Here is a 19,261-nt window from a genome sequence, read left to right on the forward strand (position 1 = left end):
TCTATACCATAATCCCATCAAAATGAATATTTTTCCCATTTGGTAGATAAATACCATCTAATGAAATATTGACCTTTCCTTCTTTCACTTCTGTAATTTTTACTTTTTCTAACTTAAATCTTTGCTCCAACTTTTGTAGAGCTTCTGCTACTGCTGCATAGATTTCCAAAGTTCAATCCCTATTAATTGGCTTATCTACTAATTCAAGTAGTCTTGACTCATAATCCCTTCGCATAACACGTGATCCTATCGGCGTGGTCAGTATGTCAACTATCGATTGCTTTAGATGGTTTAATCCTTCCAATTCCTTTCCCGTGCTAGCATTCATGCCTCTCATTCTGCAAATACATTTTTGCTATCACCCATCACATGAAAACCACACGATACCAAGTCACCTGCTCTTGTTATGCCAATATCATTAACAAATACGCTATTTGATCCCTGAGTTAGTTTCTCCCCTAGAGTTAAGATATCTCCTTTTCGACACACAGATCTACCGTTTACAAAAACATCGCTGCTTCCACTCATACAAACATGTGCTGGTATTCCACTGCAATAATCCCCTATACAAACCACAGCTTTAGCCATACTTAATTAAGGTCGATTCTCTTTGCTTTGAGTTTTATGCCTCTCTTGGTAATCTTCATACTTGATTCTCCTACTTTCAACGTTATTTTATCCACTACATCTATCTTAAGATGGTGCTTTTCTTGCTCATATGATAACTTTGTCCCATCTTGAAATTTTACACTATTTATTTCCTTTTTATTCTCCGGAGGGGGATATTTCTCCTGATATATTGCTGGTAATACTACCCCTAATGACAACTCTCCATATGGCGATAATACTATTACTTGCTCATCAATATTCGGCGCAAACCAACTTCTATCTTCTCCTGCTCTTGCCGTTACCCACGGAAGCCAATCCGTTAAAAATTCCCCTATTTTTACCCGCACTCTTGCTTTTTCATAATCTACTTCTTTAACTAAACCTATACGAATAATGTTCGCTAACTTCCTATTCAGCTCTGAAATTGCAAAATTATGCTCTAACATTTTCGCCAACACTTATTGTATGTGGTATGATACCAGTTTCTAACCACATTGATTGACCTGTATGTAGCTCGTGAACCCATTCGACCAACCACACCAAATATGCATCCAACTCTGGTTTAAAATCATCCCCTCCTGCTGATATAAATTCACCTGCTGAAACATTTTCCACGTCCCAAGTATTCTTATTCACTACCCTTGCAATTTCCGCTGCCAGTGACCTTACCACTACCTGAGAATCCTCAACTGTTCCATCAACTACCACTCTTACCTCAAATCTTGCCCTCAACGCTAATTCCTCAGTCCCCGGATCTTTCCCTGGTTCTAAACTTGCAAGCTCTACAAATGCTGCTGGCGCTATTATTTCCCTACGTATTGCTGGATACACTTCGCACGTTTGTATTGCTGGGATTTCTTCTTTTAGCGTTTTACAAATCTTCTGATGTAGATCTCTCCAAAACATACGCTCTTAAATAAAATTAAGTTCATGGTCAAAATACTTCTCAAATACTCTCTCTACTTCATTAGAGACTAACTCTTTCATTGTTTCCCGAGCATGGGTATTTATTTTAATTTCATCTATTGGCAAAGACGTGGTATACCTTCGTCTGAAGATTCCTATATGACCATTTTTCATTGTTGCTATAAATGCTCCTTCATACGTACGGCTTCCTACTTTTGCTCCTATCTTTGTCTGTTTTATACTCCCAAGTTTTGCTACTCCTATCCACTGCGAACTGAGCTTTACTACTGACCATAAGCGCTTTCTATTTGCTTTATCCACACTTAACTTTTTTCTCATTGCTTTTTTTGGTATTTGTTTTCTTCGCTAACTTGTTTGACAGTTTGTGACCTTACCCATAGTGCTGTTTTGTTTAGTGCCCTCACCGTTGCTTTTTCCACTTTTTTCCTTTCAGCATCTATACTTTGTATAATACTACCGGTGACTTCGATGTTAATACGCATCTACACCCCTGACGCTTGAATTTTCCATAGCATTCCCGAATTGTCCCTAAGTGGTGGTGAATATACTTTGTACTTACGCTTATCAATAATAAAGATATCTCCTTGTATCTTGTCAAAAGCATCTGATGTTTTAAGCTTAAGCATTAGGTGGAGAAGGGAAGAACTTTGAATATCTCCTTAGATATAAAATCTGTGTGGTAGACAAGAGTTCCCTTCTCAAAAGTATAGGCTGAACGGTATCGTAGAAAGACCTAAATGGTTATAATTCTGTACCCACAAGGTTAGCCTTACTTTTCATTTTAATAGTAACGTATGGAGTTATATATGATCAACAACTTTTTGGGTATAGACATATCAAAAGATCGCTTTGATGTTTCTCTTTCATTCATAAGCAACAAAGGAAAACGTGAAACCAGGAAAAGGAGTTTCAAGAATAATGATCATGGGTTTCAAGGTTTACTGAGCTTTCTACAAAAGCATAATGTAGAACAAGTAAAAGCCTGCATGGAAGCTACTGGTTGTTATAGTGAAGCCTTAGCTGAATTTCTACACAATACTGGACATTTTGTGAGTGTTGTTAATCCAGCTTGTATAAGATTTTATGCAAAAAGTAAGCTTATACGACAAAAGAATGATCAGACTGATGCAGAGATAATTGCCGATTATTGCCAAAGACAGGAACCTATTCGTTGGGCACCACCTTCTCCTGAGTTAAAGAAATTAAAGCATCTTTATCGTTGCTCGGCTGCGTTAAAAGATGAATTGACATTAGTAAATAACCACTTAGAAAAAAAAGAGAGACTGCCTAAAGAAGTTGCAAATGCTTGGGAAGACCTTGCAATGAACATAAAACAAAAAATAGAAAGAATAAAAAAACTCCTTACGTGAACTATTAAATAAACACAAAGAATTGTTGGAAAATTTTCAACTTCTATTGACCATTCCAGGAATAGGAGAAGAATCAGCAGTAGCTATTTTGGCTGAAGTTCTAACATAAAAGCTTTCAAGGATGCCAGGCAATTGGCAGCATATGCTGGAGCTATACCACGAAATATAACGTCAGGTACGTCTGTACATGCCAAGCCCAGATTAAGTAAATCCGGTTCACGAACATTATGTAAGGCAATGTACTTTCCTGCCATAGTAGCTAAGAATCATAATCCTACTATTATGACTTTTTGCAAAAGGTTAAAAGAGAAAGGCAAGCATAACATGGCCATTGTGGGAGCTGCAATGCGTAAGTTACTCCATATTGTTTTTGGTGTTTTAAGGTCAAAGAAGGCTTTTGATCCAGATCATATCAAAAACTACAGAGCTAGGAGTTTGGCTGAAAGTTTAGTGCTTTAAAATCAAAAAACGCTCCAATTATGTAAAATAGTATCTTACACAAATTTTGTAACTGGTTAGTGAATATGTTGATAAGTAAATTAATTTTATACGTACAAAAAAGCGGAAATTTACTTATCAACATATTCACTAACTATAATCTGTGTACCGTTACACAAAATGTGAATTGGAAGTATTTTTTAATTTTATGATACAGCTTGAACAATTTTTGTAATTTTTTTGTTGACTTGCAAGACGGTATCTACTACTGGCTGCAATACATCGAATATACTCACCTCCAAAATCAATATCTCCCCTACAAATTGTCCTTCACCAATCTCGTATAATTTATCTGGCTGTTGTTTTAATATTTGCACCATATATGACTTATCCTTTGATTCATACAACGCTTGCTGCCCTAGATGTGCAAAACAATCTGCAAATAATCTTTTAATATCTCTAAACATAATTTTTTAGTTGCTTTTTATTCTTTAGTTGATATAATGCTTCCTGTTCGGGGTATTAAAAACAATCTGCACTTAGCTTTACCTCACCTGTTATGCAGCAAGTTTTACAAGTATACCTGGGCGATGGCACATTGGTAGAGGGTTTGATTGGGTATGAAGGTCAGTCCCTCTATCAAATCTTCTTGGCTCTTGTTTTGCATAGAGCGGTTGTCCTAGTGTATTTACCGTTTCATTAAAGTCCGCTGGCGCAAAGTAAGTAGTAAATGTGCTTGCTGTACCAAGTGGAAAACAGTGACCTGTATCTTTCTCAATAAATCTTCTCACGGTTCCTTCAGGATCAGTTGCTTGTCCTCTGTATTCCTCAAATGTTATTCCACAAAACGTAAATCCTGATCTCATATCATTCCGAAGCGCTGCTCCTTCTTGCCATCTTTCATATGCTTCTTTTACTTTACTATGCGAAGTTAATGCATCAAAAAATTCAGGGCTTACCAAAGCATGTACTCCTGTCATATATTCACCACTTAGATTATCTTCTATATGCCGGAGTACTTCCATACACTTACGCTTTACATCTGTTGTTGCTATTCCCAGTGCAAAATTTACTACTTTTGGCGTAATTTCAAATTCGTTGTAAAGATTTAACAATTCACTGCCATCAGCGTCCAGAATAATCCCTTTCAACGCCCCCATTCGCAAATGTTCTAACGTTATCGCGTGCTTGTTCCTCATCAATTCCAGATGATCTGTTACCACGTTAGCCAACGCTTTCAGTTCATTCTCTGACCCAAATGCCCTTATCCCTTGCACTTCCTCAGGTAACACTACGTCATCATGGGGAATATGTGGTATCGTAAACGTTCTTATTTTTCGTTTTCCACGTTTTCCCACTGTTGCTGGTGCTCCGGGAACTTGCGTTGGTAATAGGCTCAAAACACCGTTTTGCTCTTCTATCGTAATATGTCGGAATCTTACCGATCTACTTGGAAATAAATTTAAGCTTTCTGTTCGACCATAATTTATCGGCAATATGTTTATTGCTTTAGTTAATTCCGTCATACTAAATGCTGAATTTGTAAATGGATTTTGCATGTTTTTCCCCTTTAATGCTGTAGATGTTTGTTGGCTTTTAAGCCCTTTGCGAATGATTAAGATGTTTGCTGGGCTTCTAAACCCCTTTGCGGATAATGATGCCTCGTGCTTCAAGTTGCTTTATTGCTGCAGCTTTCTGCTCTTCTGTTATATTTGCTGGCCACACAACTGCATGATCTGCTAGCATTGCTATACGTGTAATGATTACTGCTTTGGTATTTTCTTTCACGTTTACATCACTTGCTATCACTCCTATAGCTGTTTGCGTACCATCTGTTGCAGTTGGATTGATAATCTTAATTACATTATCTTCAATATTACAGCCAACTACAGTACCCAAGCTTAGGTTTTGCCCCTTTGCTACTGTTATTTGGTCTCTTGAGTATAGATTTGATGCCTCATACTTTAATAGGTCACCAAGGTTATTTTGTTCGGTTATACAACTCATAAATGTTTCTCCTATGATTGTTGTCAATAAGAAATTTCATATTTTGTAAAATCTTTGAAAATCCAGTTGTTTTTAAGAGTATAGAAAATAGTTGTGAGAAACTTCCTAGCAGTAGCAATAATAGCCTTAGCAGAACCACGCTTTTTTTCACACGCTCGTAAAAACTTTTCAGATAAGGACTATAACGTATAGCAATCCAAGTACACTGTACTAAAGAAGTACGCCCAATTTTTGATCCACGTTTAGTAATTCTTCCAATTGTGCATTGTTGATTGGATTGAGAAACTCGCGGTACAACTCCAAAATAAGCTGTAAGTTTTTCAGGATTACTAAAATCATTAATATCACCAATTGTTGCAACAAAAACTGCTGCAGAAATCGCACCAATACCTTTAATGCTGATGAGATTATTAAATCCAGGAAGCTGCTGAGCAAAAGCTATAATTTCCTTTTCAAGTTTTTTGAGACTTTCTCGAATGACTTCCAGATTACTGCTAATCACTTCAATCTCAACCTTTTCCAAGTGACTCCAATCATGTTTACCAAGAGAGCATTCAAATCCCGCTTTGATTGTCAGTACTTCCTTTTTAATCTTTATTCCGTGGTAATTGAAAAGTCCATGTATTTTATTGATTAAAGATACCCGTGATTTTACTAACTGATCTCTTGTTTTAAGAAGAGAAGCTAACTGTTGGCATTGTTTGCTCTTGCATTTTGCTTCAGGCAACATATCTTTGCTGAGAAAAAAAGCAATAGCTCTTGCATCATGTTTATCTGTTTTGTTCACAGAACGACGAATAACTTCAAATTGCAAGGGAGCAACCACAACAACGCGCTTAACGTAAGGTGACACTTCATCATAAAAGAAACAGCTATTTCCCGTTGCCTCTAAGGCTACTTCATCTGTTTCTTGAAGATTTTTGATAAAATTACCTAAATCCTGTAAGCGAAACGTTTTAATATACTCTGGTTTTTCCTGTTCTAAGTAGCAAGCAGTGAAACTATTAGTATGTAAATCAACACCTATGTAACGCATAAATCTTCTCCCTTATTGAATACTCCAACATATCAGAGTAGAATATTACCGGTTGGTCCATTCTCCTATACGCGGTCACTAAATTTTATAGGCCGCACGATGGTTTTCGGTGGCAGGGGCGATTAATCTCCTTCACGAGGTCTTTTTCCTATACTGCAAAAAGCAGAAAGGGCCTCACAAACATTTTCAATCTGCCACCTATCCACTCTGAGAAGGTATTATCTTCTCATGCTTCCAACCAAGCAATAACTATTCATACCATCTCCTTAATTGTTTTACCGCCGCTTTTGTTAGTGTTATATACGGCGGTTACAAGATTTGTTTACCGCGGTGTTTAAAGTTGCTATACGTCGCGGTGAAAACTTTATAATTGGCTATTCTGGCGGACTTGTTTACCGCGGCATTTGTAATTGCTGGTACCTAAATTTCTCAAATGCCAGATTGCGCTCGAGTTCTTGCTACCTGCATCATTAAATCTTCTGATGAACTTTGTGGTATTGTGCTCAGTATCTCTGTCTTCTTCGTTCTCTCCGCCAGTATCGACATTAATATCTCTTGGGCTTGTTTTGCGTTTACATCCTGCTCAATAAATTCTCCTATCTTCTCTGGCATCTTTGACAAATTACACAATCTTATTACCTCTAATACTTCCTTGCGGCACCTCTCATAACCTATTCGTTTTGATTCTTCCATTAACTCATCAGCATCGATGGTGTGGCCCTTATAGTTAAATTCAGCTTTACTCATATTGTTTCTCCTATCTATAAATTCAGAATATGTTATCACTTCATCAGCAAGTCCAATCTCTATTGCTTTCTCACCAAAATATAGCCCTGCTTCCGTTGATTTGATTTTTTCCGTGGAAAGATTCCTATTTCTTGCTACAAGCTCGACAAACATCTCATATAGGCGGTCTACTTCATCTTGTAAGCTTTCCACACTTTCTGATGTTATCGGCTCATGCGGATTTAAGAGGTTGTTCGGAAACTAGTAAATTCAAGCATATTCCCTCTTTAACATAACCCTACTCATAGCTAGGTATATGAAATTCTCAGTGGATGTTGTGAGTAAATCATACTCCTTCGATAGCCTTCTATTCCTATTAACCCAAGCAAAAGTCCTTTCTACAACCCATCTTCTTGGCTGTACTTTAAACCCTTGTTCTCTTGTTGGTAGTAGCTCAGGTGGCGTATCTTTGTGCACCCAAAATCTACATGGAGGCCTTTAACAATTTCAATATCTATGTCATATTCTTCCTTTATGTGATTCTTTAAATTTCTTCCTTGGTATCCCATGTCAGCCCACATTTTTTAACTTTAGTATATTTTGTTCTCATATTGTTTAATGCTATTTTAATACCATCTCTATCATTTTCGTTAGCAGCGCCTACGTAACAACCTAGTATAAAACCCTGAGTGTCTGTAATTATATGCCTTTTTCTACCCTTTTTACTTTTTACTTCCATCATAGCCTTTGATCCCCCTTTTCTGTAGTCTTTACAGATTGACTATCTACTATACAGGCACTCGGCTGCTCATTCTTTCCTATTTTTCTTCTACTATATTTTGTAATTTCATAATTCATTTTCTCAAAAATTCCCTGCTTCTTCCATTGCCTGAACTGCTCATACACAGTCTTCCATAGCGGAAAATCATTTGGTAAATACCGCCATTGACACCCTGTACGCAATACATAGAAAATTGCTTCTAATATTTCTTTTTTGCTATACTTTGGCAGCCTTCCTCCTTTCTTGTATGATACTCTGAAGTGTTTTTCTATTCTTGCCCATTCCCTTTCGCTTAGATCTGTTGGATACTTTTTTCTCATCTTTACCCCGTACTAAAATTTCAGATATTATAGCCTTTTACTTGTTTCCGGACAACCTCTAAAGGGTGTTTTGATAACATTAACCATGAATGGCTCATGAAGCATATTCCTATGGAGAAGAAAATTCTTCATAGCTGGTTAAAAGCTGGCTTCCTAGAATCAAAAACTCTGTATTCCACAACTGCAGGTACCCCACAAGGTAGTATCATCTCTCCAATACTAGCAAATCTAGCCCTAAATGGACTTGAAAAATCATTGGAAAGTCAATTTGGTAAACTTGGCAGTAAAAGAAGAAGCAAAATCAGAAGTGGAGTAAATGTAATCAGGTACGCAGATGACTTTATCATTTCAGGAATCACACGTGAAGTACTGGAAAATGAAGTAAAACCTCTAGTATCGTCCTTTCTTCAGGAGAGAGGTCTTATCCTTTCCGAAGAGAAAACAAAAATTACATCTATTACAACAGGGTTTGACTTTCTTGGTTGTAATGTACGCAGGTATAATAAGAAGTTAATTATAAAACCTTCAAAAGAAAGTATTAAGAAACTTCTTAATAAAGCACGTACATTGATAAAGGCAAACATAGCGAACACTCAGGCCGTACTAATCAAGTTGCTCAATTCCCCTATTAAGGGGATGGGAAAATTACTACAGCCATGTGTGTGCGAAAAGAGCTTTTAACAAAATAGACCATGAAATTATGTGTGCTCTATGGAAATGGGCAAAGAAAAGACATCCTCGTAAAGGATTACGTTGGATAAAGAATCGTTACTTCAAGGTAATGAAACAACGCCAATGGGTCTTTGCTGCACCCATATGCAAGAACAAACCGAAAGATAAGGTATTTAAGACTGCTTAGGTTGATTGATATACCTATCAGACGACATGTTAAAATCAGGGCGGATGCAAATCCACTTGACTTAAAATGGAAAAGTATTTTGATGAAAGAGTGAAACAAACAAAAATGTTAGCAAGCTCTTTCTCAAGAGAAGGTTCTCTGCTGTTGGTGTCACCATTAAGAATGATGTTTTCTGAGGAATCATGAAGGACAAGCCGGTTCGAGAAAAGAAGGACTTAGATAAGGGGCTCAAGCGTAGTGTGGAGAAACCTGCATGCTGCGTTTCTAAGGGAGGGAGTAGTAGCATACTACTTCCTTACCTAACCAGGTCGCTAAAACTAAGGGCTTTGAAAAACGCGCACAACTTTATGCTGCTAAGGCTTACTCAAGACAAGCTGATAAAGGTGATCAATATCAGGGTCTTAAAGAAATCATTTTTATAGCTATTGCTGATTGTATTCTCTTTCCTAATAAATCTGAGTATAAGTCAGATCATGTAATGTTAGACAAAGATAGCTATGAACATGATTTAAAAGATTTTTATTTTACATTTATTGAGTTACCAAAATTTCCTAAAACTAAAGAAGACCAATTGGAGAGTATAGTTGAAAAATGGATCTATTATTTTAAATATGCAGATGAAACTAGCGAAGAAGAATTGGAAAAGATAATAGGTAGTGATGTAATAATTAAAAAGGCATATGAAGAACTAAATAGATTCAACTGGTCAGAGAAAGAATTTATTGCCTACGAACAGGAAATAAAACGTATTCGTGATGAACGGGCTGTTCTTTAACAAAAACTTGATGATGCTAAAAAGGAAGGAAAAATTGAAGTTGCAAAAACAATGCTAGCTAATAATGTTGATGTCACCACTATTGTTAAGTTTACTGGCCTCTCCATGAGTGAGATCAAAGAATTGCAGAATTAAGTGGACCCGCAAACGGTTACACGAAATAATGCTGCAGCCTGACCAGGTGATAAGTACATTTAGCCTATTTATCTTTATACTTTCATGTCAATTTTATAAATCAAATTTATTTCTGTGAGTAGCTACAATTTAAAGACCTTGCTTCATCAATGTAATGGAACAAAACCTTTTTAGTAAGTTCAAAACCCTCTAAAGTCTCTCCTTCGCATCTTGCTGTAATGCAGTTTTGCGTATTTGATACCCTAAGAAGCCACCAACCTTTATTATCGGTTACCTTAACACCATCAAGATCTGAAAATACAATATTTTGCTGCTCCAGTGTTTTCTTTATTGACTCAATTATTTGAAACTTTTTCTTATCTTTCACTACAATCTTCACTTCATGAGTGATATATAACTTCGGTAAATCCTCAATCACCTGAGATAGGCTTTGGTTTTTCTTAAGCAAAATGTCAACTGCTTTAACAGCAGAATATAGCCCATCATCAAAACTTAGCTCAGAAAAGAAGAAGTGCCCGCTTAATTCACCAGCAAACTTTGCCTCTTCCTCTACCATCTTCTTCTTAACTAGTGAATGTCCAGTAGCACAGGTGATAACTTGCCCTCCTAACTTGCTAACAAAATCATGCACTTTCATACTCATTTTTACGTTAGCAATAACTTTGCTTTCTGGATATTCCTCCAACACTTCACGTGCAAAAATTATAAATAAATGGTCATTGGAAACAACGTTGCCTTTATTATCAATTAAGCGCACCCTATCGCTATCGCCATCTAGCGCAATGCCAAGATCACATCCATATTCCTTCACAATGTCAATTAATTGAGCAAGATTTTTTTCCTCTATGGGATCTGGATCATGCAGTGGAAATGCCCCATCTATAGAGTTATTGGTTACGATGTGCGTATGACCAGGCAAGATCTTTTCAATATACCTTATAATTCCACTTGCTGGACTATTTCCACAATCCCAGGCTATTTTTAATTTCTGTGTAGTATCGTTCTTCACTGCACTTTTCAATATGCTAATGTACTCACTATATATATTTATGTTAATTAAGCTTCCAATTCTTGTGCTGTTTTTAATTGGACTGCTTATAATTTCCTTCATTTCTTGATCTGAGAAGACTTTTTTATTACTAAAAAATTTAAAGCCATTATATTCGCTGGGGTTATGAGAGGCAGTTATTATGATACCAAGATCCGCCTGTGTGATTTGTGTTGCAGCGTAAAGCATAGGTGAAGAGCATAGCCCAACGCGTATAACATTTGCACCGGATAAAGTTAAGCCCCTAATTAATTCTCTTTCTATACCTGGTGAATCTATTCTGCTGTCGTAGCCGACACAAACACTAGCTACGGTTTGGCCAAACTTTCTACCTATCTCGTACCCATCATTAATCTGCAAATCTTTGCCTACTATACCTCTAATATCGTATTTTCTTATAATGGTATTGTCCATACTGTACTTCTTGAAGTGACTACTATATAACATTTTGGCCAAATGCTCAAGTTTATTTATTCAACAATTAGTTGATTTTTTAAAGAAATCTGTTAGTATTATAGTATATTTTTTAAAATGTAAAATTATGCCACAGGAAAACGAAAATGTATTTATAGCTGAAAGTCAAAGTTTAGATGTAGATGAACAAAAGAAAAATGATACTTTAAATGTCATTGAATCTTGCAACGATCTTCAGGATTTTATCAAAAGACTGGAGGAAGAAAATTTAATCTGGTACTTTATTGGTCCTTTACGCAAAGATGAGAACATTACAGGACAGATAAATTTAAAGTGGGAAAAGGAGTTCCAAAAATTTGAGCAATCAATAGACGCAATGCATAAAGAACTTAAGTCGTCTCTGCCTGGTCAAAATTTCTTAGTGTATCCAACAAAGGATAATGACTTCAAAATTAGATTTGAAAATGAAGAAAAACCAATAGAAATTAGCAATATTTTTAGGACCAGCAGTGAAGGTAAGGTTTATAACATATCTTCAGGGAAAGATAGTCAAATAACTGCAACCAAAAAAGGCAGCGAAAGGCACTATGATTTTACTAGTTCAAGCTCATGTGAAATGACCATTAATTGGCAGGCTAAGGATTCTGAAGGTAACAGCATAGACTGTAGCATGACCGTAAAATTGGATTCTGGTGGTATACAGAGTGTTATTGGTGAGCCAAAATTTGGAGGAATAACGAGTTCAGAAGAAGTATTAAAGTTAGTTGGACAAAATAAAGAAGTTTTTATCAACGGAAAAACTCTGTATCAAGCTTTTACTGGCATATCCAAGAGTGTAGACGATCAGCAAGTACCAGCAGAGGAAATATTTACAAAAGATCTACATATATCACCACAGTCACCTACATCAAGCAGCAGTGGGTATTCCTCTCCTAGCACACCTTCTTCACGTAGAAGTTCTATATCCACCAGCAGTGAATTTAGTGATGAAGATGAAATATTTGAGGATGATATGTCTGGTGATGAAGAAGAGTATGAGCAAGAAGGATTAAAAGATGAAGTTGAGGAATTAGAGGAAGAAAAAGAAACATTTGCTAAATATTTTGCAGTGCAGGCAAAGCAGCTTGAGGATCTAAGATTAGAACGTGACTCCTTGAGAGATAAAATCAATGAACAACAGCGAGCGATATTTGAAAGAGGTCAAAGAATAAAGGAACAAGAGGAAGAACTACAGGATAAAAATGATGTAATAAAGAACTTAAATGATCAGTTGAAAGATAAGGAAGGTGAAACAAATGAGGCAAATAAAGAATTACAGAGAAAATTGAAGCAAAGTGAAGCTAATTTAACTGTACTAAAGGAAAAGAATGCAAATTTGGAGAATGACCTGAAGAAAATAGTGGAAGGTTTAAAGGATGATCATAAAAAGCAGTTGGCAGAACAGTTAATGGAAACAAAAAAGGAAAACAATACATTGGCTGAAACGGCGAGCCAATTGTCTAAAGAATTAAATGAATTACAGAGAGAAAAGGAAGATTTAGAGAGGGAAATTCGACAACTTGAACCTGGAAGATCACTTGCAGATGAGCTAAGCGAAGAAAATACGAAGAGGGAAATAGAAAAACTTCAATATCAACTTAAGGAAAAGGAAGGGATGTTAACGTGTACACAGGAAGAGCTGGCATCTGTCAAAGAGAGTCTAGAGCAACTGCAGAACATATTACAGCAGGAAAAAGGTCAGGCAACTCAAACTGAAGTTGAATATGAAAGTAGAGGAACAAGCATGCAGCAGCAAGACCAAGGTATACAAGCTGTAAACAACAACTCAAGCAGAACAGCTAGTGGGTTAAGACAAGAAAACAAAAAATTGACTAGAGACAAACTAACTATATCTGAACAATTAAAACAAAAAATAAGAGAGATTGACGAGTTAAAGAAAAATTTAAAGCAACTGCAAGAAGAAAATAAACAACTAAAACAAGAAGTTACCAAAAATGCAGGAGTTGATGCATCATCTTCAACAGGTCAAAAAGAAGCTAAAGAAGCAAAAGTTATACCGCAAAACATTATGGATTGGCCTGTTCCAATTCCAGATGATAAACCGGAAGAGCAGAAAACTCCATTAGAGCCAATCAAGGTAAATACAGAATTATCAGATCCAAAATCAATCCCTGCTGAGGGTCCGGAAAAATCTCCTCCTCTTTCAAAATGATGAGTTTTGCTTCTATAGCTGACCCAAGCAACACGTCATCCCGCGATTTATTCGCGTTATCTCAGCCGCTAACACGTAGCGGGATACTTAACCGTCATACCGTGATTTATTCACAGTATCTCTTAGCCACTAACAAGCAGCGGGATGACAGCAATCCTACGTCATGCCGCCGCGGTACCTCTAGATCCCGCTAACTAGTAGCAGAATGACGAATTTTTGTTTTTCAAATTATAGCTAAACATACTGTAATTGCTATTGAATGATGGAGAGACATACTCCATTATTTTAGCACGAAGTAACAAATTCAATGAATTGGTTCTTCAAAAATAATTTAAACTTTTACAGTAGGTCATGAAATATTATAGCGATCTCATTAAAAGAAACTTTTATAAGTATCGTTGATGAGAAAGGAAAAGTTGTTAAGGAAGAAGTTGTTGCAAGCGAAAGTAAGGCAATAGCAAATTAGCCAAGGCAAAAAATACGAACCCATAGGAATAGAAAGTGGATAGTTGTCAATATCAATGTGCAAAGAGTTAAGGAGTTTTGGATTACCAGTAATTTGTGTAGATGCAAGGCATATGGCAGCAGCGTTGTCTGCAAGAATCAATAAGAATGATAAAAACGATGCGAGGGGTATAGCGCAGATGATGAGAAGTGTTAGTAAAATCAGTTGTCAAATTAAAATAGCGCTTGGAAGCAGAAGACAGCTAATGTGTAGCAAACAGCAGGTTATTGGAACAATAAGAGGGTTGTTGAAGATACATGGTCGGTAAAGGATCAAAATTTGAAACTTTCGCTTTAAGAATACAAGAGGCAATAAATAATTTGGATGAAATCAGTAGGAGTTCAATTGAAGCGTTAGTTTGTAGTTTAGAAGCAATAGAAAAGTCATTAAGAAAGCTTGACAAAATGCTTTCAGAACAAGGTGAAAAAGACGATGATTGTAAATTGTTAACTACTGTTCCAGGAGTGGGGATTATAGTAGCAATGACGTATAAAGCTGCAATTGATAACCCACATAGGTTTGAGAAATCTGATACAGTTGGAGCATATATAGGGTTGACACCAAGGCAATATTCTTCTGGAGAAGTTGATCGGCATGGCAGCATATCAAAGATGGGACCAGCGGAATGTAGAAGTATGTTATATGAAGCTGCACAAACAATGCTTACAGTTACCAAGAGGACATTTAAATTAAAAAACTGGAGTTGCGAAGAAAAAAGGAATGAAAAAAGCAATTGTAGCAGTAGCAAGAAAATTAGCTGTAATTATGCATAGGATGTTGGTTGATAAAACAGAATTTTATTATCAATAAACATCAAAAGAGCATAGGACAATAATTTTATTGAAAATAAAGATAGCAATGCCGATGGAAGGGACAAGCAAGAACTTAGTTAGACTTCGTGGTAAACATGTTACCGTCCACTTCCGCCTAACAAGTATAATGCGGCTTGACAAGTTTATTGTCATCTCAGACCGCGGAGAGAACCATATGCTACTTTTCACTTATGTAAAATTACCAAGGATTATGGAGAAGATATGCTGTTTTGATTTGTGTGAAAATTATTGTTGACTTATGTGCAATTAGAGAACCTAAGTCACTTTAGCTATAATTCAGAATTGAGAGCTTTTAATAACTCTCTAACTCCCACTTAGGTCTTGGTGCAAAATTAAGTGGATCTATATAATTTTTCTGTAACCTTTCAATTCCTGTCCATCCAACCATAATTGCATTGTCTGTACATAGGTCGTTAGGGGGAAAAAATATGTTTAAGTTTATGTGTTGTTTTAATTTTTCTCTCAAGAAATTATTTGCTGCAACTCCGCCGGTAATCACAAAGTCATTGATTTTGATATTTAAAGATTCGGCCATAATAATTGCATTACTAACCCTGTCCAGCAGTATGTCACTAATACACTCTTGAAACGAAGCACATACATCACACACATCTTGCTCGCTCATTTTAAGTTCTTGTACTAAGTTTTTTACTGCTGTTTTAATCCCAGAAAACGAAAAGTTACATCCAGAACGTTTTATCATTGCCCTTGGCAGTTTGAATCTTGTGCCATTGCCTTTTTTAGCCAACTTTTCAATTAATGGGCCTCCTGGGTAGCTTAAACCCAGCATCTTAGCAACTTTATCAAATGCTTCTCCTAGTGAATCATCGAGCGTTTCTCCAAGTTTAATGTATTTACCTACATCCTGTGCAATTAAAAATTGACAGTGACCACCTGATATTAGTAGGACTAAAAATGGAAATTTTACCTCATGCAGTAACCTAATAACCAATGCATGCGCTTCTAAGTGATTCACTGCAATGAATGGTTTTTGTGCTACATGCGCAATTGCTTTAGCCATCATTGTACCAACTATTAATCCACCTATGAGTCCTGGTCCTGATGTTGCTGCAATTGCATTGAGGTCACAAAAGTTAAGGTTAGATTTTTCCACGGCGCTTTTTATTAGACCACTTAAATGCTCCATATGAGCACGTGAAGCTATTTCAGGGATCACCCCACCACGTTTTTTGTGTTCTGCTTGGGAGAGAATTTCGTGAGCAAGGACTTGCTTGTCACTATTTACAATCGCTACTGCAGTTTCGTCGCAGCTTGTTTCAACAGCTAAAATGGTTTTCATGTATATTTAGTTACTGTATTACCAAAACTATACTTTGAAACGCTGTAGAAGTTAACTGCAAAGTTAACTTCTATAGCTAAAAGATTTACCGACAACCGTCATTCCGCTACGTGTTAGCTGATGAGATACCGCGCACAACTGTACGAACATTCATTCTTAAAGGTAAACTGCACAGCAAATGGTGTCATTCCAGTGCTTGACACTGGAATCCAGCCTTGCCGTAATCTCATCAAGAACGTTGTGTTTTAACATAAGATCAGCCACTTTTATGCTCACCAACTTAGTGCCCAATCCAAATTCCTGGATTCCAGTGTCAAGCACTGGAATGACACCATCTACTACTCAAATTACCTGCAAATTGCAATGTTCGTACACCAAAAGAATGAATTGCGGTATGACGGTTCGCGGCGGCATGACGTAGGAAAACCTGCACTATAAGCTAATCATCATCTCCAAATATAGAGCTAATTTTTTTGCCCCCAGGAGAAAATTTATTAGTCCAACTGCTTTGCACTTTGGTTACGTCTTTAGTGGCAGTTTTATTGCTGTATTCCTTGATTTCCTTATCTATTCTCTCCATCATTTGTGAATCAAGGTAGCTCTTTTTCCATTGGCCAGTAGCAAGGAACACTTTGTTTAAGTCTTGAGTGCGGATTAAGTATTCTTTATCTTTAGGGTAAACCTCCTGCGCCCAAGCAAATAGCTCAAAATAGCGTGCAAATAATTCAGATGCACGTGATTTTGCAGTTTGATAAGCCTGTATCTCCTTAAATATAACTTGGCCGATAATTTTCTGCACAAGAATATTTGCTTGCTTTAGGTTCTGCTCAATATCCTGGTAAACTTTATGGAGAAATTCCTGTTCCAAACTTAAGTTCAGTTCATTTTCAACCATGTGTGAAAGTTCATGCACTATAATGTATGGGTTTGACTTCCTCAGTACAATAACATATCTATTTACACTGGAAGACCTGATTGTCTTACACACTCCCTCTTCCATATCCACTAATCCCTCTTGGTATATTTCAAATGAGAGCCTGTTTTGCTTTATTAGTGATAAAGTGAGGTTTAATGTGTTTCTAAACTTCTCAAATTGATAGAGATATTCGACATACCGTATTGCATTTTCACTGCTTCCTACTTGAGTTGCTTGTTTTATTAAATTCCTGATTAGCATACCTTATTATTAAAGGAATTCTTTTTATACTCAAGAATTGATTGGCTACAAAGTGTTTTTAGGAAGCCTGATTGCATAGCTAAAGTAATTCATGTTTACTGATAACCGTCATACCGCTGCTTGTCAGCGGGATCTATGGTGAGATACCGCGAATGAATCCATAGCTGTACGAACATTCATTTTTGAAGGTAAATTGCACAGCAAATGGTGTCATTCCAGTGCTCTTTTTTTGTCATCCCAGTCTGGGATCTATTTTGCATGTAACTCCAATTGTGTTTTGGCATAAAACGCGACACTTATTAGACTTATTTGCAAGCAAAGTTTGCTAGATCCAAGTAGTCAGGACACTGGAATGACACCATAGGGGCACTGCCGTCATAAAGGAACCAGTGTCAGCTACTTGGATGACAGCTAGCCTAACAACCGTCATCCCGCTGCTTGTTAGCGGGATCTAGAGATACCGCGGGGTTGTAAAGTAATTTTTTACATCTAATGCTCGGCCAGTGCCTGCATGATACCACGTATTATCTATACCAAGGTGTTCTGCTTGTAGATATTATACCAACAATCCACTATTTTTTTTATGTCTTGTGGTTTAGTTTCTGGACCTATACTGATTCTAATTGAACACTCTGCTTGCTCTTTTGTTGCCCCCATTGCAAGCAAAACATGGGAAGGCTCAACTTTTCCAGAAGAACATGCGGAGCCATTACTAACTGCAATATGATTCAAGTCAAAATGCATAAGCTGCACATCACTCTTTACTCCTGGCATATAAATAAAACTTGTGTTTGGCAGCCTCTTAGAGTTTTTACCGAAGATTCTTATGTCACTGGCAAGATTTAATAATTCACACTCTAATTGATCACGTAGCTCCTTTACTTCATCCATTTTTGATAGAAGGTCTGGAATATTTTGCAGTGCAGCAGAAAGGCCTGCAATCGCAACAATATTTTCCGTACCACCACGAAATCCCTTCTCTTGTCCACCACCTATTATAATAGGTTCTATCGCAAGTTCTTTATTGAATATTAAAACTCCACTGCCTGCTACACCGCCAAATTTATGGGCGGATAAAGTGAGTAAATCCACTCCTAAATCTTCCATATTAACTTTAATTTTCCCAACACTTTGAGCAGTGTCAGTGTGGCAAATTGCTCCAAATTTGTGGGCTATTTCAGCTATTTCCTCAATAGGTTGAATAACTCCGGTTTCGTTATTTGCCATCATAACTGAAACTATTGCTTTGTTTCCTTTAAGTTCGCTTAGAATTTTTTCTAGCTCTAAAAAGTCAACAATGCCCTCCTGATTAACAGGTATTATATATGGATTACATGCAGAATTAAGAATTGAAGGATGCTCTATAGCTGAAATTATATGCAGGTAGCCTGCTATTCCTCTCATAACAAGGTTATTCGCTTCAGTTGCACCAGACGTAAAAACTATTTCTTTATCACTTGAGACGCCAATAGCACCACGTACGTTATCTCTTGCATCCTGAAGAATCTTCCTCGCTTCTTGTCCTCTTTTATGTAGTGATGATGGATTGAGCGTTTGTTTTAACAAGACCTCAAATATACTTTTTTTTACATTTTCACTAATTGGAGCAGTTGCATTGTAATCAGCATATACGCAACCACTATTTTCTAAAGAGAATGGACTCATCTGTCACTTAAATAAGTTTACCATCAACTATAGCCATAACTATGTACGTTAGCTTTAACACGATAAAAAATTTATTGCAAAAACAGCGAAATTAATACATAATTAATAACTCACGTCATTAATA

The 19,261-nt window shown here is 36.7% G+C and carries 20 protein-coding genes and 5 pseudogenes; 7 read left to right on the top strand and 18 right to left on the bottom strand.

All coding sequences use genetic code 11. The features are described 5' to 3' along the window. Position 1: 1 nt before the first annotated feature. The 7 genes and pseudogenes from J4T77_RS03575 to J4T77_RS07565 form a co-directional block, all read right to left on the bottom strand. A pseudogene (locus J4T77_RS03575) lies at positions 2–337 on the bottom strand (GPW/gp25 family protein). After that, positions 334–588: a PAAR domain-containing protein gene (locus J4T77_RS03580; protein WP_190321319.1), complete on the bottom strand. Its 255-nt coding sequence runs from the start codon at positions 586–588 to the stop codon at positions 334–336. Before J4T77_RS03580 ends, J4T77_RS03575 begins: the two are co-directional and overlap by 4 nt. 2 nt (positions 589–590) lie before the next feature. Next, positions 591–1,055 (bottom strand): phage baseplate assembly protein V, encoded by a 465-nt coding sequence (locus tag J4T77_RS03585; protein ID WP_015588920.1) that lies wholly within the window; start codon positions 1,053–1,055, stop codon positions 591–593. Further along, positions 1,042–1,515 (bottom strand): hypothetical protein, encoded by a 474-nt coding sequence (locus J4T77_RS03590; protein ID WP_015588919.1) that lies wholly within the window; start codon positions 1,513–1,515, stop codon positions 1,042–1,044. Before J4T77_RS03590 ends, J4T77_RS03585 begins: the two co-directional genes overlap by 14 nt. Before the next feature lie 6 nt (positions 1,516–1,521). Further along, entirely contained in the window at positions 1,522–1,854 is a 333-nt protein-coding gene (locus J4T77_RS03595; protein WP_233640965.1) for a phage tail protein, read from the bottom strand. After that, entirely contained in the window at positions 1,851–2,018 is a 168-nt protein-coding gene (locus tag J4T77_RS03600; RefSeq protein ID WP_233640966.1) for a hypothetical protein, read from the bottom strand. Before J4T77_RS03600 ends, J4T77_RS03595 begins: the two co-directional genes overlap by 4 nt. Further along, complete coding sequence (locus J4T77_RS07565; protein WP_010962478.1) at positions 2,019–2,162, bottom strand: head-tail joining protein; 144 nt, start codon at positions 2,160–2,162, stop codon at positions 2,019–2,021. A gap of 180 nt (positions 2,163–2,342) precedes the next feature. On the opposite strand from J4T77_RS07565, the pseudogene J4T77_RS03605 reads away from it, so the two are divergent. Beyond that, a pseudogene (locus J4T77_RS03605) lies at positions 2,343–3,365 on the top strand (IS110 family RNA-guided transposase). Positions 3,366–3,550: 185 nt separating this feature from the next. On the opposite strand, the gene J4T77_RS03610 reads toward J4T77_RS03605, so the two are convergent. The 6 genes and pseudogenes from J4T77_RS03610 to J4T77_RS03635 all read right to left on the bottom strand — a co-directional run bounded on the left by J4T77_RS03610 (position 3,551) and on the right by J4T77_RS03635 (position 8,214). Then, on the bottom strand, positions 3,551–3,811 hold the full coding sequence (locus J4T77_RS03610; protein ID WP_010082171.1) for a head-tail joining protein: 261 nt from the start codon (positions 3,809–3,811) through the stop codon (positions 3,551–3,553). A 90-nt stretch (positions 3,812–3,901) separates the two neighbouring features. After that, a complete protein-coding gene (locus J4T77_RS03615; protein WP_010962476.1) occupies positions 3,902–4,903 on the bottom strand; it encodes a major capsid protein in 1,002 nt (333 codons plus the stop codon). 76 nt (positions 4,904–4,979) lie between these two features. After that, positions 4,980–5,351, bottom strand: coding sequence for a head decoration protein (locus J4T77_RS03620; RefSeq protein ID WP_070356777.1), 372 nt, complete (start codon positions 5,349–5,351; stop codon positions 4,980–4,982). 23 nt (positions 5,352–5,374) lie between these two features. Further along, a protein-coding gene (locus J4T77_RS03625; protein ID WP_076611893.1) for an IS110-like element ISWpi14 family transposase occupies positions 5,375–6,387 on the bottom strand; the annotation gives its coding sequence in 2 pieces (ribosomal slippage) (positions 5,375–5,499 and positions 5,499–6,387; 1,014 coding nt in all). Positions 6,388–6,816: 429 nt separating this feature from the next. After that, positions 6,817–7,365, bottom strand: a pseudogene (locus J4T77_RS03630) (S49 family peptidase); the annotation flags it as partial. A gap of 18 nt (positions 7,366–7,383) precedes the next feature. After that, positions 7,384–8,214: pseudogene (locus tag J4T77_RS03635) on the bottom strand (IS5 family transposase). A 111-nt stretch (positions 8,215–8,325) separates the two neighbouring features. On the opposite strand from J4T77_RS03635, the gene J4T77_RS03640 reads away from it, so the two are divergent. From J4T77_RS03640 to J4T77_RS03650, 3 genes and pseudogenes are all read left to right on the top strand, one after another. Then, complete coding sequence (locus J4T77_RS03640; RefSeq protein WP_233640967.1) at positions 8,326–8,895, top strand: reverse transcriptase domain-containing protein; 570 nt, start codon at positions 8,326–8,328, stop codon at positions 8,893–8,895. Then, the gene (locus J4T77_RS03645) at positions 8,873–9,073 is read left to right on the top strand and encodes a group II intron maturase-specific domain-containing protein (protein WP_233640968.1); all 201 of its coding nucleotides are present in this window, start codon (positions 8,873–8,875) and stop codon (positions 9,071–9,073) included. Before J4T77_RS03640 ends, J4T77_RS03645 begins: the two co-directional genes overlap by 23 nt. A gap of 182 nt (positions 9,074–9,255) precedes the next feature. Beyond that, positions 9,256–9,983: pseudogene (locus J4T77_RS03650) on the top strand (Rpn family recombination-promoting nuclease/putative transposase). A gap of 106 nt (positions 9,984–10,089) precedes the next feature. Here the strand turns inward: J4T77_RS03650 and J4T77_RS03655 are convergent. After that, positions 10,090–11,478, bottom strand: a complete 1,389-nt coding sequence (locus tag J4T77_RS03655) for a phosphomannomutase/phosphoglucomutase (protein WP_190321321.1) — start codon at positions 11,476–11,478, stop codon at positions 10,090–10,092. A gap of 94 nt (positions 11,479–11,572) precedes the next feature. Between J4T77_RS03655 and J4T77_RS03660 the strand changes: the two genes are divergently transcribed. From J4T77_RS03660 to J4T77_RS03670, 3 genes are all read left to right on the top strand, one after another. Further along, entirely contained in the window at positions 11,573–13,657 is a 2,085-nt protein-coding gene (locus tag J4T77_RS03660; protein WP_223823114.1) for a coiled-coil domain-containing protein, read from the top strand. Positions 13,658–14,178: 521 nt separating this feature from the next. Beyond that, positions 14,179–14,430, top strand: coding sequence for a hypothetical protein (locus tag J4T77_RS03665; RefSeq protein WP_010081945.1), 252 nt, complete (start codon positions 14,179–14,181; stop codon positions 14,428–14,430). Further along, positions 14,420–14,935: an IS110 family transposase gene (locus J4T77_RS03670; protein ID WP_022626334.1), complete on the top strand. Its 516-nt coding sequence runs from the start codon at positions 14,420–14,422 to the stop codon at positions 14,933–14,935. Before J4T77_RS03665 ends, J4T77_RS03670 begins: the two co-directional genes overlap by 11 nt. A 352-nt stretch (positions 14,936–15,287) precedes the next feature. Here J4T77_RS03670 and tsaD read toward each other — a convergent pair whose 3' ends face one another. The 4 genes from tsaD to J4T77_RS03690 form a co-directional block, all read right to left on the bottom strand. Further along, positions 15,288–16,295 carry a tRNA (adenosine(37)-N6)-threonylcarbamoyltransferase complex transferase subunit TsaD gene (tsaD, locus tag J4T77_RS03675; RefSeq protein ID WP_010962772.1) on the bottom strand — a complete coding sequence of 336 codons (1,008 nt, stop codon included), beginning with the start codon at positions 16,293–16,295 and terminating at the stop codon, positions 15,288–15,290. Between the two features lie 156 nt (positions 16,296–16,451). Further along, complete coding sequence (locus J4T77_RS03680) at positions 16,452–16,616, bottom strand: hypothetical protein (RefSeq protein WP_022626335.1); 165 nt, start codon at positions 16,614–16,616, stop codon at positions 16,452–16,454. Positions 16,617–16,734: 118 nt separating this feature from the next. Further along, positions 16,735–17,472 carry a WD_0702 family putative metalloprotease gene (locus J4T77_RS03685; RefSeq protein WP_010081987.1) on the bottom strand — a complete coding sequence of 246 codons (738 nt, stop codon included), beginning with the start codon at positions 17,470–17,472 and terminating at the stop codon, positions 16,735–16,737. A gap of 528 nt (positions 17,473–18,000) precedes the next feature. Then, entirely contained in the window at positions 18,001–19,137 is a 1,137-nt protein-coding gene (locus J4T77_RS03690; RefSeq protein WP_010081988.1) for a cysteine desulfurase family protein, read from the bottom strand. Between the last annotated feature and the right edge of the window lie 124 nt (positions 19,138–19,261).

The organism is Wolbachia endosymbiont of Drosophila innubila, assembly GCF_021378375.1.
In the GTDB taxonomy this organism is placed as follows: Bacteria; Pseudomonadota; Alphaproteobacteria; order Rickettsiales; family Anaplasmataceae; genus Wolbachia; species Wolbachia pipientis.

What these genes read in the sequence shown, in the direction of transcription:
- J4T77_RS03665 (WP_010081945.1), top strand. Translation starts at nt 14,179, where the DNA reads ATGTGCAAAGAGTTAAGGAGTTTTGGATTACCAGTAATTTGTGTAGAT.
- J4T77_RS03590 (WP_015588919.1), bottom strand. Translation starts at nt 1,515, where the DNA reads ATGTTTTGGAGAGATCTACATCAGAAGATTTGTAAAACGCTAAAAGAA.
- tsaD (WP_010962772.1), bottom strand. Translation starts at nt 16,295, where the DNA reads ATGAAAACCATTTTAGCTGTTGAAACAAGCTGCGACGAAACTGCAGTA.
- J4T77_RS07565 (WP_010962478.1), bottom strand. Translation starts at nt 2,162, where the DNA reads ATGCTTAAGCTTAAAACATCAGATGCTTTTGACAAGATACAAGGAGAT.
- J4T77_RS03655 (WP_190321321.1), bottom strand. Translation starts at nt 11,478, where the DNA reads ATGTTATATAGTAGTCACTTCAAGAAGTACAGTATGGACAATACCATT.
- J4T77_RS03690 (WP_010081988.1), bottom strand. Translation starts at nt 19,137, where the DNA reads ATGAGTCCATTCTCTTTAGAAAATAGTGGTTGCGTATATGCTGATTAC.
- J4T77_RS03595 (WP_233640965.1), bottom strand. Translation starts at nt 1,854, where the DNA reads ATGAGAAAAAAGTTAAGTGTGGATAAAGCAAATAGAAAGCGCTTATGG.
- J4T77_RS03685 (WP_010081987.1), bottom strand. Translation starts at nt 17,472, where the DNA reads ATGCTAATCAGGAATTTAATAAAACAAGCAACTCAAGTAGGAAGCAGT.
- J4T77_RS03600 (WP_233640966.1), bottom strand. Translation starts at nt 2,018, where the DNA reads ATGCGTATTAACATCGAAGTCACCGGTAGTATTATACAAAGTATAGAT.
- J4T77_RS03585 (WP_015588920.1), bottom strand. Translation starts at nt 1,055, where the DNA reads ATGTTAGAGCATAATTTTGCAATTTCAGAGCTGAATAGGAAGTTAGCG.
- J4T77_RS03580 (WP_190321319.1), bottom strand. Translation starts at nt 588, where the DNA reads ATGGCTAAAGCTGTGGTTTGTATAGGGGATTATTGCAGTGGAATACCA.
- J4T77_RS03660 (WP_223823114.1), top strand. Translation starts at nt 11,573, where the DNA reads ATGCCACAGGAAAACGAAAATGTATTTATAGCTGAAAGTCAAAGTTTA.
- J4T77_RS03615 (WP_010962476.1), bottom strand. Translation starts at nt 4,903, where the DNA reads ATGCAAAATCCATTTACAAATTCAGCATTTAGTATGACGGAATTAACT.
- J4T77_RS03670 (WP_022626334.1), top strand. Translation starts at nt 14,420, where the DNA reads ATGGTCGGTAAAGGATCAAAATTTGAAACTTTCGCTTTAAGAATACAA.
- J4T77_RS03620 (WP_070356777.1), bottom strand. Translation starts at nt 5,351, where the DNA reads ATGAGTTGTATAACCGAACAAAATAACCTTGGTGACCTATTAAAGTAT.
- J4T77_RS03610 (WP_010082171.1), bottom strand. Translation starts at nt 3,811, where the DNA reads ATGTTTAGAGATATTAAAAGATTATTTGCAGATTGTTTTGCACATCTA.
- J4T77_RS03640 (WP_233640967.1), top strand. Translation starts at nt 8,326, where the DNA reads ATGGAGAAGAAAATTCTTCATAGCTGGTTAAAAGCTGGCTTCCTAGAA.